The following is a 14,531-nucleotide window of genomic DNA, read 5'->3' as shown; positions in this document are numbered from 1 at the left end:
TATATGAGACGAACAAAGCTTCCGCGCCGATCGGGCGCTCTCAAGTCCTCGAGGTTTTCATGACCGAAACAGCCACCCTGAAGCCCGTTCCCGTCACCGTGCTCACCGGTTATCTCGGCGCCGGCAAGACGACGCTCCTCAACCGCATTCTCTCCGAAAGCCATGGCAAGAAATACGCGGTCATCGTCAACGAGTTCGGCGAGATCGGCATCGACAACGACCTGATCGTCGAGTCGGACGAAGAGATCTACGAAATGAACAATGGCTGCGTCTGCTGCACCGTGCGCGGCGACCTGATCCGCGTCGTCGAGGGACTGATGCGCCGCCCGGGCCGCTTCGACGGCATCATCGTCGAAACCACCGGCCTTGCCGATCCGGTGCCGGTCGCCCAGACCTTCTTCATGGATGACGACGTGCGCGCCAAGACCGAGCTCGATGCGGTCGTCGCACTCGTCGATGCAAAACACCTGCCGCTGCGCCTGAAGGACAGTCGCGAAGCCGAAGACCAGATCGCCTTTGCCGATGTCGTCGTCATCAACAAGACCGATCTCGTCACCCCGGAAGAACTGGCGATCATCGAAGACGTCGTCCGCGCCATCAACCCGACTGCGCGCGTCTACAAGACCAGCCGCTCCGGCGTCGATCTCGCCCGCGTGCTCGACCAGGGCGCCTTCAACCTGGAACGCGCGCTCGAAAACGATCCGCATTTCCTCGACCACGGCCATGACGACCATGTCTGCGGCCCGGATTGCGACCATGACCATGGGCATGACCACCATCATCATGACCACGACCATCATGCACATGACCATGATCACGATCATCACGGCCATGATCACCACCACCATCACCACGGCGAAATGTCGCCGATCCATGACGTGACGGTGAAGTCGATCTCGCTGCGCGGCGGCGAGATGAACCCGGAACGGTTCTTCCCCTGGATCCAGAAGATCACCCAGACGGACGGCCCGAGCATCCTGCGCCTGAAGGGCATCATCGCCTTCAAGGGCGACGAGGAACGTTATGTCGTGCAGGGCGTCCACATGATCGTCGAAGGCGATCACCAGCGGCCGTGGAAAGACGGCGAAAAGCGCGAATCGCGCCTCGTCTTCATCGGCCGCGATCTCGATGTCGACAAGATCGAGAAGAGCTTTCGCGCGTGCGAGGCCGTTGCTGCGTAATGCCGACTGTTGCACCGCTTGATCTCGAAGGCCATGTCGTCGCCGCGCATTTCCTCGGCGACGTTCCATTCTTCGCCACCGCCGCCGGCACGATCCACCGCCTGGATGGCGGCGAGAAAGTCACGGAGGCCCATCAGGGTCTGCTGACCTGCATCCGCGACCCCTTCAGCGCCACGCTGCTGACCGGCGGCGAGGACGGCAAGGTGATGCGCATCGGCAGCAATGGCGAAGCGACCCTGATCGCCGAAGCGCCGCGCAAGTGGATCAGCGTCGTCGCCGGCGGCCCGCAGAATGCGGTCGCCTATGCGCATGGGAAATCGAGCTTCGTGAAGCAGAGCGACGGCACGCTGAAGGAATTTCCCGAAGAGCGCAGCGTCGAAGGCCTCGCCTTTGCGGGTAAAGGTCTCAGGATCGCCGCTGCCCGTTACAACGGCGTCTCGCTGCACTGGGTCGGCACCAATGCGCCGCCGGTCGATCTCGAATGGAAGGGCGCCCACAACGCCGTCACCTTCTCGCCGGATGGTCGCTTCCTGGTGACGACCATGCAGGAAAACGCGCTGCACGGCTGGAAGCTCGACGGCAAGCCGGGCGAAAATCGCCACATGCGGATGACCGGTTATCCCGCCAAGGTGAAATCGCTCTCCTGGTCGCCGAAGGGCAAGTGGCTTGCCTCGTCGGGCGCGCCGGCCGCGATCGTCTGGCCGTTTTCGGCAAAGGACGGCCCGATGGGCAAGGCTCCACAGGAACTCGGCACCCGCGCCAATATCATGGTCACATCGGTGGCCTTCCATCCGGCCGAGGAAGTGCTCGCCATCGGTTTCATCGACGGCATGATCCTTGGCGTGAGGCTTGCCGACGCAAAGGAAGCGCTTCTACGCCGGCCCGGCAAGGGCGGCATAACTGGATTGAGCTGGAGCGCCAGCGGCAAGCTCGTCGCCTTCTCCTCCGATGCCGGTGATTGCGGCGTCATCGATATCGCAGCCTGAAAGCTTGCAGCACGAATAACCGCGGCGGAGAAATCTCCGCCGCGGCCTGGTCCATGTGGGATGGGCAGGCAGCGTATATGAAGTGGTATGGGTGTCAGGCCGTGCTGCCTGCCCGATCGCTCCGGTTTTTCCCGAAAGGCGGGTAACGGATGGTCTGGATCCGAAACTTGAACCTTTCGACGGTCGGCGCCCTGACGGCGCCTTCCTCACCTTTACGACCATCACCGGACGCCGGATGCTCTCCGTGGGATGCGACCCGGTTCGCGACCCGGCCCCTGCCCTATGACGCGACCACTATAACCGCGCCCGTGCAGGCGGGGATGCTGCGGAACCATTCCGTTGAAGATGTGCTTCAAACGAAAAGAGAATTTCTGATCGGCGCGGCGAAATTGTCCCCCTTCACGCCGCGTGGCGGTCTTCCTCGAACGTATCGATGCCGTCGCGGCCGTTGCGCTTGCGCGCGTAAAGCGCCTGGTCGGCCCGCTGCAGCAGGGTTTCGAGATCGCCGGGGCCGCATATTTCGGTCGCCACGCCGATGCTGAGTGTCGGTTGCACGACAAGGTCCGCCATTTCGGCGAGTGAACAGGCAAAGGCGGCGCGGATATTCTGGGCGGTCTCGACGGCCTTTTCGACCGGGCATCCCTTCAGCACAATCACGAATTCATCGCCGCCTTGGCGCGCGAAGAGATCGCGGCTGCGCAGGTGCGGGGATGCCGAAGAGGCGAACCGACGCAGCACCTCGTCGCCCACCGCATGACCATGCGTGTCGTTGAGCTGCTTGAAACGGTCGACGTCGATCAGCATCAGGGCGATCGGGCCCGGCTCGAGACCAGCATAGGAACGCATGAGCCCGCCGCGGTTGAGCACGCCGGTTAGGGCGTCGCGATCCGCCAGATAGGTGAGCTTGTTTCCCGCCCGTTCGGCCGCCATCAGATTGATGACGATGCTTCGCAATGCCAGGAAGGGCGCCGCCCAGAGCCCAAGCCAGGCATCGGCGCCGTTGCCAGGGGCAAACAGGCCGCCTTCGCCGATCCAGCCCGTCACCGCCAGAAGGGCGCGCGCTGCAAAGATGGCGGCAGTCGGCATGTAGATCGCAGCGACCAGCCATGCCGACCGCAGCCTTTCCTGTCGCGCGAGGCGAATACCCTCCAGCATCACCAGGAGATCGCCGAGGGCGCAGACGAGCGAGAAGATGGCGATGCGCGGTGCGGTGCTGGTGTCGTCCCGCCACAAGAGGATCAGCGGCGTCGAAAGAATGGCAAGGATCAGCCAGCTCAGACCCCAGCGCGCCGGACGGCCGCCGAAAAGCCGGACGGAGACGATCAGCAGCAGATAGCCAACTAGGATCAGGTTGTTGCCGATCAGGACCGAGACGACGTCCGGCAACACGCTTCGCAAGCCGACGCTGAACAGGCCGGCTCCGATGACGATGCCGCTGGCGCTCCACCAGAACAGCCAGCGTTCGAACCGGCCGCTGGAATAGGCGATCATCTGGACGATGCCCAGGACCGAGCAGGTCATAGCCGAGACGATATAAATCGTCCGCAGATCCAGCATGAAACACCCCCAATGGCGACGCGGGGCATAATAGCGTTGGGCGGTTACGATTCGGTTTGTCCGGTCGTTCAAGTTTATACGAACTGGCTTCAAACGACGCGGACGGCGCCGATGATTTCCGCGAGCACGTTGTGCAGGTCGTCGCGATAACCGCTGCGGGCTGAGGGGCCGCTTTCGTCTGACGTCATCACCACGGTGACGCCGAGCGACGGCACGATATAGAGCATCTGCCCGCCATAACCCCAGCCGAACTTGACCTCCTCTCCGCCGATATTGCGCAGGAACCAGCCGTATCCGTAACCGTCGCCGGAAAAGCGCGAATTGGTGCGCGGCGTCCAGGACTGGTCGATCCAGTCCTTCGAGACGACCTGGCGGCCGTCCTTCGTCTTGCCGCCGCGGCGGTAGAGTTCTCCGAAGGCCAGTAGCGAGCGGGCGGTCATTGCCATCTGGTTGCCACCGAAATAGATGCCTTGCCGGTCTCGTTCCCAGGACCCGATCCGGAAACCGTCGACCGGCTCCAGCCATTCGCGCGCCAGCGCCAGCGTCGATTTCTTGGCGACTTTGGTGAGGATCGCCGAGAGCAGATGCGTCGAGGCGGTGGAATAGAGCATCGAACCGCCGGGATCGTCGTCGAACGGCTGTGCGAGCGCGAACTGCACCCAGTTGCGGCTCGCAACCCAGCGGCCGTAGTTCGGCCCCGACAGCCGCCCGAGCCCGGCCTGCATCGAAAGCAGGTTACCGATGGTGATCGCGTGGATGCGCGGATCCGGATCTGCCGGCAGGTCAGCCTTCAGGATCGGCGCGATCTTCTGGTCCGGACCTTCGAGCAGCCGGCGGTCGATGGCGATGCCTGTCAAAGCCGAGATGATCGACTTCGAGGCCGACTTGATATTGGTGGAGGCGTCCAGCGAATGACCGTTGAACGCCTGCTCGGCAAGCATCTCGCCACCACGGGCGACCAGAACGACCTTCAAGGGCTCCAGTTCCGCCGCACCGCCGAGCGCGGTATCGAGCGTCAAGGGCGGCTGCGGCACAGGTGCCTGGGGCGCGCCCTGGGCAAGGCTGCGGGCCGCAGTCAGAGCGAATGGCAGGGACAGGAGGGTTGCGCGGCGTGTGATCATGCAGCGAAGCTAGGACGGCCAGGCGGCCAAGACTATGGCGGAAAGGGTGGATTCACGCAGAGATGATGGAGTGTGAAGCTCCTTCCTCCGCGCATGGACAACCGAATACGCGGCTTGCCCCTCACCCCGCCTCCGCTTCGCTCGGCGCACCCTCTCCCCGCAAGCGGGGCGAGGGAAACCGCGACGTCGCGGCATATGTCCTTCTCCCCGCGTGCGGGGAGAAGGTGCCGGCAGGCGGATGAGGGGCAAAGCGACAGCCGCGACACCCCATTCCCGAAAAGCCATTCTCATCCACGGTGGAGCGAAAACAGAAAGCAGTGTATTGGACCATCCCGACCGTCTTAATCGTTGCGTGCCCGATTCTCCCTCCTGGGACCGGACCCGCAGCGCCGGGGACAGCGGTTTATACGATCGGATACGACATGGCCAAGGCACCCAAGACTGAACATTCCGAACTCGCCGGCGAATTCACCGACGACGGCATTACCGTGCTGGTCGATATCTACCGCCCTGCCGGCACCCAGGGCGACTGGACGCTGGAAGTCATCACCGAAGAGGACGACGTCACCACCTGGGAAGAGCCGTTTCCGACCGACCGCGAAGCCTTCGACGAGTTCCTGGCGACCGTCGAGCGCGACGGCATCCGCTCCTTCTTCGGCGAACCCGAACCCAATCCCGCGGTACATTGATGAAGAATGTCGAAGACCTCACCACATCCGCCAAGACCATGCACGACCGCTATGCCTCGGGCCGCATGGACCGCGAAATCGTCCGCCAGTGGGTCATGGGGCTGAGCATGTATCCGGAACCCTATGGCCGGCACATCCAGGAGGCGGTCGCGTGGTTCAAGCCTTCGCGCGACGACATGGATCCGGTCGAACTGAAGATCGCCGATCTTTCCAGGCTGCAGGCGATCTATCGGCCGTAAGACACCTCAAAGTCCCGCTTCGGCAAACACCTTGACGATCCAGTCGAGGAAGACGCGCACCCGCGGCGAAAGTTGGCGGTTCTGCGGATAGAGCGCCGAAAGCGGTGTCGGTGACGGCGGGAAATCGGCAAGCACCTCGACGAGCACGCCCTCGTCGATATCCCGCTGCAGGCGATAGCGCGGCGCCTGCATGAGGCCAAAACCGCGGCGGGCGAGATCGACCATCGTATCGGAATTGTTGACCGTCAGCCGGCTTGGAAGGGTGACGTGGCGCACCTCCTCCCCGACCATGAATTCGAGCGGCATGATCTGGCCGGTGCGCGACGACAGGAAGCCGATGGCCAAATGCCCTTCCAGCCCATCCGGTGACTTCGGAAGCCCGTGTTTCTCGACATAGGCGCGGCTGGCGCAGGTGATTTCGGTGATGGTTCCGAGCCTGCGCATGATCAGCCCGCTGTCGTCGATCTCGCCTGCCCGGATGACGCAGTCCACGCCCTCGCGAACGAGATCCACCAGCCGGTCGCCCTGGCCGATCTGCAGGTCCAGCAGCGGATAGCGGTCAAGAAACTCGTGAAGGCGCGGCAAAAGGAAGGTGCGGGTCAGAAACCCGTGCGCATCGACCCGCAGCAGGCCGCGCGGCTGTGCATCGCGAAAGATGTTTTCCGCTTCGTCCACCTCGGCGAGGATCGCGAGGCAGCGCTCGTAGAAGGCCCGACCGTCCAGCGTCGGAGTGACATAGCGCGTCGTCCGCTCCAGCAGCCGCGTGCCGATCCCCTCCTCGAGTTGCTTGACCGCTTCGGTGACGGTCGAACGCGCAAGACCCAAATCCGTGGCGGCAGCCGAAAAACTGCGCCGTTCGACAATCCGGACAAAGAGCTGCATGCGGTCGAGGCGATCCATGGCCTTGTTCACCACAGGCGAATTCTGATGTCAATTCATCGGCAATTGTTCTTGTTCGGTGTCAGCAATATCTCCTGTCCACCAACCAAGGAGAGATCTCATGACCAACAACGGACAACGCGTCGCGATCGTTACCGGCGCCTCGAAAGGCATCGGCAGAGCCATCGCGCTCCGCCTCGCTGAAGACGGCATCGCCGTCGTCGTGAACTATGCGAGCAGCCGGCAGGCCGCCGACGAGGTGGTGGCGCAGATCGAAGCGGGCGGCGGCAAGGCGGTCGCGGTGCAGGCGGATGTCGGCAGCCCGACCGCTGCCGCAACCCTGTTCGACGCTGCCGAACAGAGCTTTGGCGGTGCCGACATCCTCGTCAACAATGCCGGTGTGATGCGGCTTGCTCCGCTCGCCGAGATGGACGACGAGACTTTCGAATTTCAGCTTGCCACGAACCTGATGGGCACGTTCCGCGGCATCCGAGAGGCAGGCAAGCGGCTGCGCGACGGCGGCCGCATCATCAACTTCTCGTCGAGCGTCGTCGGCGTCTACGGCCCGGCCTATGGCGGTTATGCCGCCACCAAGGCGGCCGTCGAAGCGATGACCCACGTTGCCTCCAAGGAACTTGGCCGGCGCGGGATTACCGTCAACGCGGTCGCTCCAGGCCCCGTCGAAACCGAAATGTTCATGACCGGCAAGTCCGACGAACTGGTCCGGAACATCGTCAAGACCATCCCGCTCAGCCGCCTCGGCCAGCCGCAGGACATCGCCTCCGTCGTCTCCTTCCTCGCCGGCCCGGACGGCGGCTGGGTCAACGGCCAGGTGCTGCGCGCCAACGGCGGCATGATCTGAAATCCCGAAACACCAAACCTGAAGGAAAACCCGATGCCATTCGTGAACATCAAGACGCCCGAAGCTGCGCTCAGCAAGGCCCAGAAGCAAGAGATCGTCCACCGCACCACCGAGATGCTGGTCGAATACCTGAGCGAGGCCGCACGGCCCCACACAATGGTGCTGATCGAGGAGGTCAAGGACGGCGGATACGGCCGCGCCGACGAGATTTTCGTGATCCCGGATGCCTATCGCGCCAAAGACGGCGCTTGAGAAATCGGACGCTCACGCTCTCACCTGGTCCCCCACCGGGCGGGAGTGACTGGCTAATATTCGTTGTCGACGCGACACCGCCGCTCTGCATGCGTTGAAGCCCTAAAAACAAAGGCCGGCGCCACCTGTTCTGGCGCCGGCCCCGTCCCTACCGCCCTCGTTGGTTTTTCTAGAACCGGTAGGTAACGCCTGTGCCGATCAGCCAGGGATTGATCTTTGCCTTGCCGCTCAGCGGCCCGAGGACGTCATGATCAGCCTTCCAGTCGGTCTCCATGAAGATCTTCTTCACGTCGAAGTTCACGCCCCAATGCTGGTCGATCATGTAGTCGAAGCCGACCTGCAGGGCAGCGCCGACATGGTTCTCGACGTCGAGATTGTGGAAGCCCGGCTTTTCCGACTGGTTGTAGAAGAGCGAATAATTGACGCCGGCACCGACATAGGGCTTGAAGGCGCCGAAATCGGTGAAGTGGTATTGCAGCGTCAGCGTCGGCGGCAGCAGCCAGGCGCGGCCGACCGGCACGCCGACGGCACCGTCCTCCTTGATATTCGCATAGGTCGTGCCGAGGACCAGTTCGGCGGCGATATTGTCGGTGAAGAAGTAGCTGATATCGAGTTCGGGGATGACCGAATCGGAAAAGGACAGGTCCGAACCCGGCACGCCGTTGACCGAGCCGCGGTTCTCAGTGATGACGCCCAAGCCGCGCACGCGAATCTGCCAGGGGCTCTGGCCGGTAGCGGCCTCCTGCGCCACCGGGGCGACGGATGCCGGCGTCAGATCCGCCGCTGCCGCCCCGAATGCGAAAAAAGCCGCACCCGCGCCCGCGATCCATCTCAGATGCCGTGCCCCGCTCGTGTTCATGTAAGCTCTCCTTGATTGTATATCGATCTTGCGAGGAGAGGCTTAGGAGCCGGCTGCGAGAGTCGGATTGATCCGGATCAACCGCGGCCGGCGGATGCACGGCGGCGGCCTGAAAGGGAGAATTTGTCGCACGAAAAACCCCGCCTCCCCTTGGGGGCGCTCCCACGGGAGTGCTCCCAAGGGGAGACGGGGTCTGGGCAGATCGTCGGGGCGCGAGGCCTTGAGTGCTGAATGCCTTGGTCGAAAACTCGGCCTTTGTCAGGCCAGCTTGCGCCCGTTGGCGACGATCATGCCAGCGGCACCTTCAAGCCAGCCGGCCTTGAGTTCGAGCGCCAGGAAACGCGAACGCTCGAAGGGGCCGGGCATGACGAGATGCCGGGTCTTGTCGGCGAAGAAGCCGAACCGTTCATAATAGGCCGCATCGCCGACGAGCAGGATCGCGCCATGGCCGCGCTTGTGGGCCTCGGTGATCGCCGCACGCATCAGCGCAGCACCTATGCCCTTGCCTTCGTAAGCGCAATCGACCGCGAGCGGGCCGAGCAGCAGCGCATCGATCGCCTGGCCTTCCGAGGAGATGCCGGCTTCGATGTTCCAAAGCCGCACGGTGCCGATCACGTGGCCGGCGCCGTCACGGGCGACGATGGCGAGGCCTTCGGCCGGCACGCGGTTGCGGCGGATCTTTTCCGACGATTTTTTGCGGCGATCCGGGCCCATGGCGCGGTCGAGCAGGGTTTCGCGGGCGACCACGTCAGCCGGAGTTTCGGCGTCGATGGCGAAAGTGGAGTTGGGCGCAAAGAATGCGCGCACAGAATCAAGAACAGCGGCCATCGTGGCCTCCCGTACCCAATACCGTTATCAGCGGCGATGAAGAGGAATTGTGAATTTGCCGCCCCGGCTGGTTACGGGGCCGGCGGTATTGGATGACGCCAGTCAGGCAGGCAAAGCCGCCTTAGATGACGTACGCCTTCAGGGGGTCGAAGCCGTTGAAGGCGACGGCCGAGTAGGTCGTCGTATAGGCGCCGGTGCCTTCGATCAGAACCTCGTCGCCGATGGTGAGCGTCACCGGCAGCGGATACATGTTCTTCTCGTACATCACGTCGGCGCTGTCGCAGGTCGGGCCGGCGAGAACGCAGGGTTCCATCTCGTCGCCGTCCCGCTCGGTGCGGATCGGGTAGCGGATGGCCTCGTCCATGGTTTCGGCGAGACCGCCGAACTTGCCGATGTCGAGGAAGACCCATCGGTGATTGTCGTTGTCCGACTTCTTCGACACGAGGACGACTTCAGCCTTGATGACGCCCGCATTGCCGACCATGCCGCGACCCGGCTCGATGATCGTCTTCGGCAGGTTGTTGCCGAAATACTTGCGCAGCGAAGCGAAGATCGCCTTGCCGTATTCTTCGGCCTTCGGCACGTCGCGCAGGTACTTGGTCGGAAAACCACCGCCCATGTTGACCATCTGCAGAACGATGCCCTGCTTTGCGAGCGAACCGAAGACGCGCTTGGCATCGGCAAGAGCCGCATCCCAGGCATCGACCTTGGTCATCTGCGAGCCGACATGGAAGGACACGCCGTAGGATTCGAGACCCATCTGGTGCGCGTAGACGAGCACGTCGACGGCCATCTGCGGCACGCAACCGAACTTGCGGGAAAGCGGCCATTCGGCGCCTTCGCCATCGGTCAGCACGCGGCAGAATACCTTCGCACCGGGGGCGGCGCGGGAAATCTTCTCGACTTCCTCATGGCTGTCGACGGCATAGAGGCCAACGCCGAGCGCGAAGGCGCGGGCGATGTCGCGTTCCTTCTTGATCGTGTTGCCAAAGGAAATGCGGTCGGCGGAAGCACCGGCGTCGAGTGCCATCTGGATTTCGGCGACCGACGCGCAATCGAAATTGGAACCCATCGAAGCAAGCAGCTTCAGGATTGCCGGTTCCGGGTTGGCCTTGACCGCGTAATAGATCGCGCTGTCCGGCAGGGCATGACGGAAGGCGTTGAAATTGTCGCGCACGACGTCGAGATCGACAACAAGAAACGGTCCTTCGGGACGCTGGGTCTTGATGAAGTCAAGGATGCGAGCAGTGGTCATGGTCAGTCCCTTCAAATCTCAAAGCTCCGGCTGCGAACCGGAGGACAAAGGACGGATGAGAATGCGTTCAGCCCGGTTGGTGGAGACACCGGTACCGTGAACACGCTCAAACGCGCGATAAGTGGATCAACGCTCTGCCACGAACAATGATCCGGCTTTGTCTGCCATGGATTGGAGGGAGGTCCCTACCGCACTTCCGGCAATGATGGTGTGCCTCTTCAGTAACCCCCGCTGATGGAAAGCAGGGAGAGAACAAAAAGGCCCGCACCGTCGTTGCTTCAGATGTCCTCGCATTTCCCGGATGGCCGGAATAGCGACTGGAGGGGTTAGTTCCAGGTACCTTACCGATGACCTCACCAAATAGAGGGTCGGCGGACACCCACGGGCACGTGCGACTTTGGGCTGACCGGGAGATAAGAATATTCGCGGTCATAATCAAGAGTTTTTTTGCCCCTCACCAAAATTTCGCATTGCACAATTCCGTGCTAAATCCCAACTAGGATCGACCAGACTAAAAGGGGCGACATTTGGACACTCTCACCCGCATGCGGGCCTTCATCGATGTGGTTGAAGCAGAAGGCTTTTCAGCCGCAGCCCGGCGGACCGGGCGGTCGAAGGCGCTGCTGTCGAAATATGTGCGCGAGCTGGAAGACGATCTGGGCGCCCTGCTGCTCAATCGCACCACCCGCCAGTTCTCGATGACCGAGGCCGGGCACACCTATTACCGGACCGCCGCCGACATCCTCAAGGAAATCGACAATCTCGCCGACCTGGTGCGCGAGAACAACGCCGATTTGAAGGGGCGCCTGCGCGTTTCCGTACCTCGCACCTTCGTCGATGCGGAGGTCGGCCAGTCGCTGATCGATTTCGCCAAGAGCCACACCGAAGTGTCGCTGGAAATCGTTGCCGAGGACCGGTTCGTGGACCTGATCGAGGAAAATTTCGACCTGGCGATCCGAATCACCAAGCTGGAAGATTCCGGCCTGATCGCCCGCAAGCTCTCCGATTTCCGGGTCTATACGGTGGCGACCGCCGATTTCGTCGCGAAATACGGCCCGCTCGAACACCCGCAGGACCTGAACCGCGTCCCGTTCATCATCGACACCAATTCCCGCTGGCACAACAATGTGCGCTTCACCGACAAGGACGGCTCGACCATTTCTGTCGCCGTCAGCGGCCCGGTCGAGATCAACAGCCCGCAGGCGACGTTGCGTGCCGCCCGCGCGGGCCTCGGCGTCGCGATCATCCCCGATTTCATCGCCAATGCCTCGATCCAGTCGGGCGAACTGGTGACGCTGTTCGACGATTATATTGCCAAGGACCGCGGCATCTATGCGGTCTATCCGCATCGCCGCTACCTGCCGGCCAAGGTCAGGAGCTTCGTCGACTTCCTCTCCACCTGGTTCCGCCGCCAGCATTGATCGATCCGGCTGCCCGGCGCCTCGCCGGTCCCTACGGCGAATGAGGTAACGCCTCCCCGGCTGGTCGACCTATTGGCCGGCTTGCTTGAGCTTGGCTTCGATCCGCATAGTGCGGCTCAGCGTGCGAAAGTCCCGGCATCGCGGAGGATCGAGGTCCATGCAGAAAAGCCTGGCGATGTTCGTGTCGGCGCCGGTGATCGAGGCCGAAAACGGCAAGCTGGTGCTCGACAAGAAGTTCGTTTCCGGCATGGCCCTGCATGTGCAGCACTGGTCCGGGCCGGTCACCTGCTTCATCCGCCGCGGTGCGACCGACATACCTTTCGGCGGTCGCTACGATATCGGCGACCTCGATTTCCGGGTGCGGATTCTAGAGCCGGAGGAACGGGTCTCGGCAGACCATCTCGCCGACTTCGACCTCGCGCTGTTATCGGGAGATTCCTATCTGGACCTGCTGCCGCCGGCGGTAATCCGGCAAGCGAAGAGCGCGGTGGTCTACTCGATCGAATACACCCATCAGACCCGGCTGCAGATCATCTCGCTCGACGACACCCGCAGCCTGCCGCGGAAAATCTACGGCATGGCCTGGACGGTGATGCAGGAATACAAGCGCAAGCGCGCCTTCCGCGCCGCCCGCGGCATCCAGGCGAACGGTTATCCCGCCCACGCGGCCTATCACGACATGGGCGGCAGCCAGCTCCTCTACCTCGACAACCGCATGAAGCCGGCAATGTTCGCGACGCCGCAGGAGATGAGCGCGCGAAAACGGCATCTCCAGAACGGCGAGCCGTTGCGGCTCATTCATTCGGGACGGCTCGAACCGATGAAGGGCGTGCAGGACCTCGTTCCGATCGCCAGGCTGCTTGACGAGAGGGGCGTCGATTTCACCCTGACGATCTACGGCGAGGGAAGCCTTTCCGCCGCGATCAACGCCGACATCCACAAGCATTGGCTTCAGGACTGTGTCTTCCTCAAGGATCCGGTCGATTTCGAGCAGGAACTCGTACCGCTGACGCGAACCGGTGCGGATATCTTCCTCAGCTGCCACAGACAGTCCGATCCCTCCTGCACCTATATCGAGACGATGGGCTGCGGCGTTCCGATCGCCGGTTACGACAACGAAATGTGGTCGGCGCTGATGATCGAATCGAAAGCCGGCTGGATCGCCCCGCTCGGCGATATCAGGGCGATGGCCGATCGATTGGCCGCCCTCGACAAAGACCGCGCATCCATTCTGGAGCGGGCCGAAAACGCGCTCCAGTTCGCCCAGGGCTGGGATTTCGAGAGCCAGTTCCGCAAACGCATGGAGCATCTGGAAAATCTGACCAGGCACTAGGCCGTAAACTCATAAACTCGGAGCCACAGGCGGATCGAGGCAAGTTGGACCATCGCGAGAAAGTTCTCGGCTATCTTGTCGTATCGGGTGGCAACCCTGCGGAAGTGCTTCAGCTTAGAGAAGAAGCGTTCGATGACGTTTCGCTCACGGTACAGCCATGTGCTGAAATATGGTTTGGTCGAGCAGATCGTCGGCAGCTTGTCCGTCATGGCTTTGCCCAGCGGTCAGGCTCAGCCGGATCGGAAGGCCTTGCCCGTCGACGGCCGCATGAATTTTGGTCGTGAGTCCGCCTCGGGAGCGGCCGAGTCAACGATCTCGATCCTGAAAGCATAAAAGCACCCAAGCAGAAAACGACCTCGCATTGGCGGCAGCCCAATGCTATTGTTAGTGCAATAGAAACGGGGCAAGACAATCATGGATTTAGTGATTCCCGGCGCAACGAATCTCAGCCTGTTCGTCAGCGCCACACTGGTGCTGCTTCTCGTGCCGGGACCGGCAGTTCTTTACATCTTCGCGCGCTCGGTCGAGCAGGGTCGCTCTGCCGGGCTCGTTTCGATCCTTGGCATCCATACGGCCACGCTTGTTCATGTCGTCGCCGCCGCCGTGGGGTTGTCGGCGCTCCTGGCGTCATCCGCGCTAGCCTTCAGCGTAGTGAAGTATGCCGGCGCGGCCTATCTTATCTGGCTTGGCCTCAAGAAGCTTTTCGGCCCCTCGGACATTCCCAACGTCGAAGGCGGTTTACCGACGCGAAGCCGCATGCGCCTCTTTCGTGAGGGCTTTATCGTTAACCTCCTCAATCCGAAGACAGCGCTGTTCTTTCTGGCTTTCTTGCCTCAGTTCGTTGAGGTCAACCGTGGCCATGTGGCAATGCAGATCGCTTTTCTCGGGATTGTTTACACAGCGATTGGCATTCTGACGGACAGCTCCTATGCACTTGCCGCCGCCACGGCTGGCAAATGGCTGAAGCGCAGTCCCGTATATCTGAAGGCTGAACGCTGGGTTAGTGGTTTCGTGTATATCGGCCTTGGCTTGACGGCCGCTTTTGCTGGCAATCATAAGAAATAGGCCA

Annotated in this window: 15 protein-coding genes and 1 pseudogene; 9 read left to right on the top strand and 7 right to left on the bottom strand. The window is 62.2% G+C overall.

Going from position 1 to position 14,531, the window contains the following annotated elements:
• The first annotated feature begins 59 nt into the window (after positions 1–59).
• Both AC1DLT_RS10100 and AC1DLT_RS10095 read left to right on the top strand, forming a co-directional pair.
• Entirely contained in the window at positions 60–1,181 is a 1,122-nt protein-coding gene (locus AC1DLT_RS10100; protein WP_477486650.1) for a CobW family GTP-binding protein, read from the top strand.
• Positions 1,181–2,167, top strand: coding sequence for a WD40 repeat domain-containing protein (locus AC1DLT_RS10095; RefSeq protein WP_247135875.1), 987 nt, complete (start codon positions 1,181–1,183; stop codon positions 2,165–2,167). Before AC1DLT_RS10100 ends, AC1DLT_RS10095 begins: the two co-directional genes overlap by 1 nt.
• A 399-nt stretch (positions 2,168–2,566) precedes the next feature.
• On the opposite strand, the gene AC1DLT_RS10090 is transcribed toward AC1DLT_RS10095, so the two are convergent.
• Together AC1DLT_RS10090 and AC1DLT_RS10085 are read right to left on the bottom strand one after the other, a co-directional pair.
• Positions 2,567–3,724, bottom strand: a complete 1,158-nt coding sequence (locus AC1DLT_RS10090) for a GGDEF domain-containing protein (RefSeq protein WP_477486649.1) — start codon at positions 3,722–3,724, stop codon at positions 2,567–2,569.
• Positions 3,725–3,813: 89 nt separating this feature from the next.
• Positions 3,814–4,845, bottom strand: a complete 1,032-nt coding sequence (locus AC1DLT_RS10085; protein WP_477486648.1) for a serine hydrolase domain-containing protein — start codon at positions 4,843–4,845, stop codon at positions 3,814–3,816.
• A gap of 422 nt (positions 4,846–5,267) precedes the next feature.
• Between AC1DLT_RS10085 and AC1DLT_RS10080 the strand changes: the two genes are divergently transcribed.
• Positions 5,268–5,534 (top strand): hypothetical protein, encoded by a 267-nt coding sequence (locus tag AC1DLT_RS10080; protein ID WP_037077316.1) that lies wholly within the window; start codon positions 5,268–5,270, stop codon positions 5,532–5,534.
• Positions 5,534–5,773, top strand: coding sequence for a hypothetical protein (locus AC1DLT_RS10075; RefSeq protein WP_247033649.1), 240 nt, complete (start codon positions 5,534–5,536; stop codon positions 5,771–5,773). The genes AC1DLT_RS10080 and AC1DLT_RS10075 overlap by 1 nt, the downstream gene beginning before the upstream one ends.
• A gap of 6 nt (positions 5,774–5,779) precedes the next feature.
• On the opposite strand, the gene AC1DLT_RS10070 is transcribed toward AC1DLT_RS10075, so the two are convergent.
• Positions 5,780–6,673 carry a LysR family transcriptional regulator gene (locus AC1DLT_RS10070; protein ID WP_477486647.1) on the bottom strand — a complete coding sequence of 298 codons (894 nt, stop codon included), beginning with the start codon at positions 6,671–6,673 and terminating at the stop codon, positions 5,780–5,782.
• Positions 6,674–6,773: 100 nt separating this feature from the next.
• Here AC1DLT_RS10070 and AC1DLT_RS10065 point away from each other — a divergent pair, with 100 nt between their 5' ends.
• Positions 6,774–7,514 carry an SDR family oxidoreductase gene (locus AC1DLT_RS10065; protein ID WP_477486646.1) on the top strand — a complete coding sequence of 247 codons (741 nt, stop codon included), beginning with the start codon at positions 6,774–6,776 and terminating at the stop codon, positions 7,512–7,514.
• 33 nt (positions 7,515–7,547) lie between these two features.
• On the top strand, positions 7,548–7,766 hold the full coding sequence (locus AC1DLT_RS10060) for a tautomerase family protein (protein WP_477486645.1): 219 nt from the start codon (positions 7,548–7,550) through the stop codon (positions 7,764–7,766).
• Positions 7,767–7,935: 169 nt separating this feature from the next.
• On the opposite strand, the gene AC1DLT_RS10055 is transcribed toward AC1DLT_RS10060, so the two are convergent.
• From AC1DLT_RS10055 to odc2, 3 genes are all read right to left on the bottom strand, one after another.
• Entirely contained in the window at positions 7,936–8,625 is a 690-nt protein-coding gene (locus AC1DLT_RS10055) for an OmpW/AlkL family protein (RefSeq protein ID WP_247033644.1), read from the bottom strand.
• A 258-nt stretch (positions 8,626–8,883) separates the two neighbouring features.
• Positions 8,884–9,453, bottom strand: coding sequence for a GNAT family N-acetyltransferase (locus AC1DLT_RS10050; protein WP_038545317.1), 570 nt, complete (start codon positions 9,451–9,453; stop codon positions 8,884–8,886).
• 121 nt (positions 9,454–9,574) lie between these two features.
• Positions 9,575–10,708: an ornithine/lysine decarboxylase gene (gene odc2, locus AC1DLT_RS10045; RefSeq protein ID WP_037078156.1), complete on the bottom strand. Its 1,134-nt coding sequence runs from the start codon at positions 10,706–10,708 to the stop codon at positions 9,575–9,577.
• Positions 10,709–11,235: 527 nt separating this feature from the next.
• Here odc2 and AC1DLT_RS10040 point away from each other — a divergent pair.
• Both AC1DLT_RS10040 and AC1DLT_RS10035 read left to right on the top strand, forming a co-directional pair.
• On the top strand, positions 11,236–12,129 hold the full coding sequence (locus tag AC1DLT_RS10040) for a LysR family transcriptional regulator (RefSeq protein WP_037077328.1): 894 nt from the start codon (positions 11,236–11,238) through the stop codon (positions 12,127–12,129).
• 157 nt (positions 12,130–12,286) lie between these two features.
• A complete protein-coding gene (locus AC1DLT_RS10035) occupies positions 12,287–13,462 on the top strand; it encodes a glycosyltransferase (RefSeq protein ID WP_247135867.1) in 1,176 nt (391 codons plus the stop codon).
• On the opposite strand, the pseudogene AC1DLT_RS10030 reads toward AC1DLT_RS10035, so the two are convergent.
• Positions 13,459–13,768, bottom strand: a pseudogene (locus AC1DLT_RS10030) (transposase); the annotation flags it as partial. The gene AC1DLT_RS10035 and the pseudogene AC1DLT_RS10030 overlap by 4 nt on opposite strands.
• Before the next feature lie 108 nt (positions 13,769–13,876).
• Here AC1DLT_RS10030 and AC1DLT_RS10025 point away from each other — a divergent pair.
• Positions 13,877–14,527, top strand: a complete 651-nt coding sequence (locus tag AC1DLT_RS10025) for a LysE family translocator (RefSeq protein WP_038545324.1) — start codon at positions 13,877–13,879, stop codon at positions 14,525–14,527.
• The last annotated feature ends 4 nt before the right edge of the window (positions 14,528–14,531 follow it).

The organism is Neorhizobium sp. 05N33, assembly GCF_056397445.1.
The sequence above is the reverse complement of the archived record's forward strand: the minus strand, read 5'-3'. Positions and strand labels throughout refer to the sequence as shown.

Coding starts and splice junctions, on each gene's coding strand:
- AC1DLT_RS10090 (WP_477486649.1), bottom strand. CDS start 3,724: ATGCTGGATCTGCGGACGATTTATATCGTCTCGGCTATGACCTGCTCG.
- AC1DLT_RS10100 (WP_477486650.1), top strand. CDS start 60: ATGACCGAAACAGCCACCCTGAAGCCCGTTCCCGTCACCGTGCTCACC.
- AC1DLT_RS10085 (WP_477486648.1), bottom strand. CDS start 4,845: ATGATCACACGCCGCGCAACCCTCCTGTCCCTGCCATTCGCTCTGACT.
- AC1DLT_RS10060 (WP_477486645.1), top strand. CDS start 7,548: ATGCCATTCGTGAACATCAAGACGCCCGAAGCTGCGCTCAGCAAGGCC.
- odc2 (WP_037078156.1), bottom strand. CDS start 10,708: ATGACCACTGCTCGCATCCTTGACTTCATCAAGACCCAGCGTCCCGAA.
- AC1DLT_RS10095 (WP_247135875.1), top strand. CDS start 1,181: ATGCCGACTGTTGCACCGCTTGATCTCGAAGGCCATGTCGTCGCCGCG.
- AC1DLT_RS10080 (WP_037077316.1), top strand. CDS start 5,268: ATGGCCAAGGCACCCAAGACTGAACATTCCGAACTCGCCGGCGAATTC.
- AC1DLT_RS10055 (WP_247033644.1), bottom strand. CDS start 8,625: ATGAACACGAGCGGGGCACGGCATCTGAGATGGATCGCGGGCGCGGGT.
- AC1DLT_RS10065 (WP_477486646.1), top strand. CDS start 6,774: ATGACCAACAACGGACAACGCGTCGCGATCGTTACCGGCGCCTCGAAA.
- AC1DLT_RS10050 (WP_038545317.1), bottom strand. CDS start 9,453: ATGGCCGCTGTTCTTGATTCTGTGCGCGCATTCTTTGCGCCCAACTCC.
- AC1DLT_RS10035 (WP_247135867.1), top strand. CDS start 12,287: ATGCAGAAAAGCCTGGCGATGTTCGTGTCGGCGCCGGTGATCGAGGCC.
- AC1DLT_RS10070 (WP_477486647.1), bottom strand. CDS start 6,673: ATGGATCGCCTCGACCGCATGCAGCTCTTTGTCCGGATTGTCGAACGG.
- AC1DLT_RS10025 (WP_038545324.1), top strand. CDS start 13,877: ATGGATTTAGTGATTCCCGGCGCAACGAATCTCAGCCTGTTCGTCAGC.
- AC1DLT_RS10075 (WP_247033649.1), top strand. CDS start 5,534: ATGAAGAATGTCGAAGACCTCACCACATCCGCCAAGACCATGCACGAC.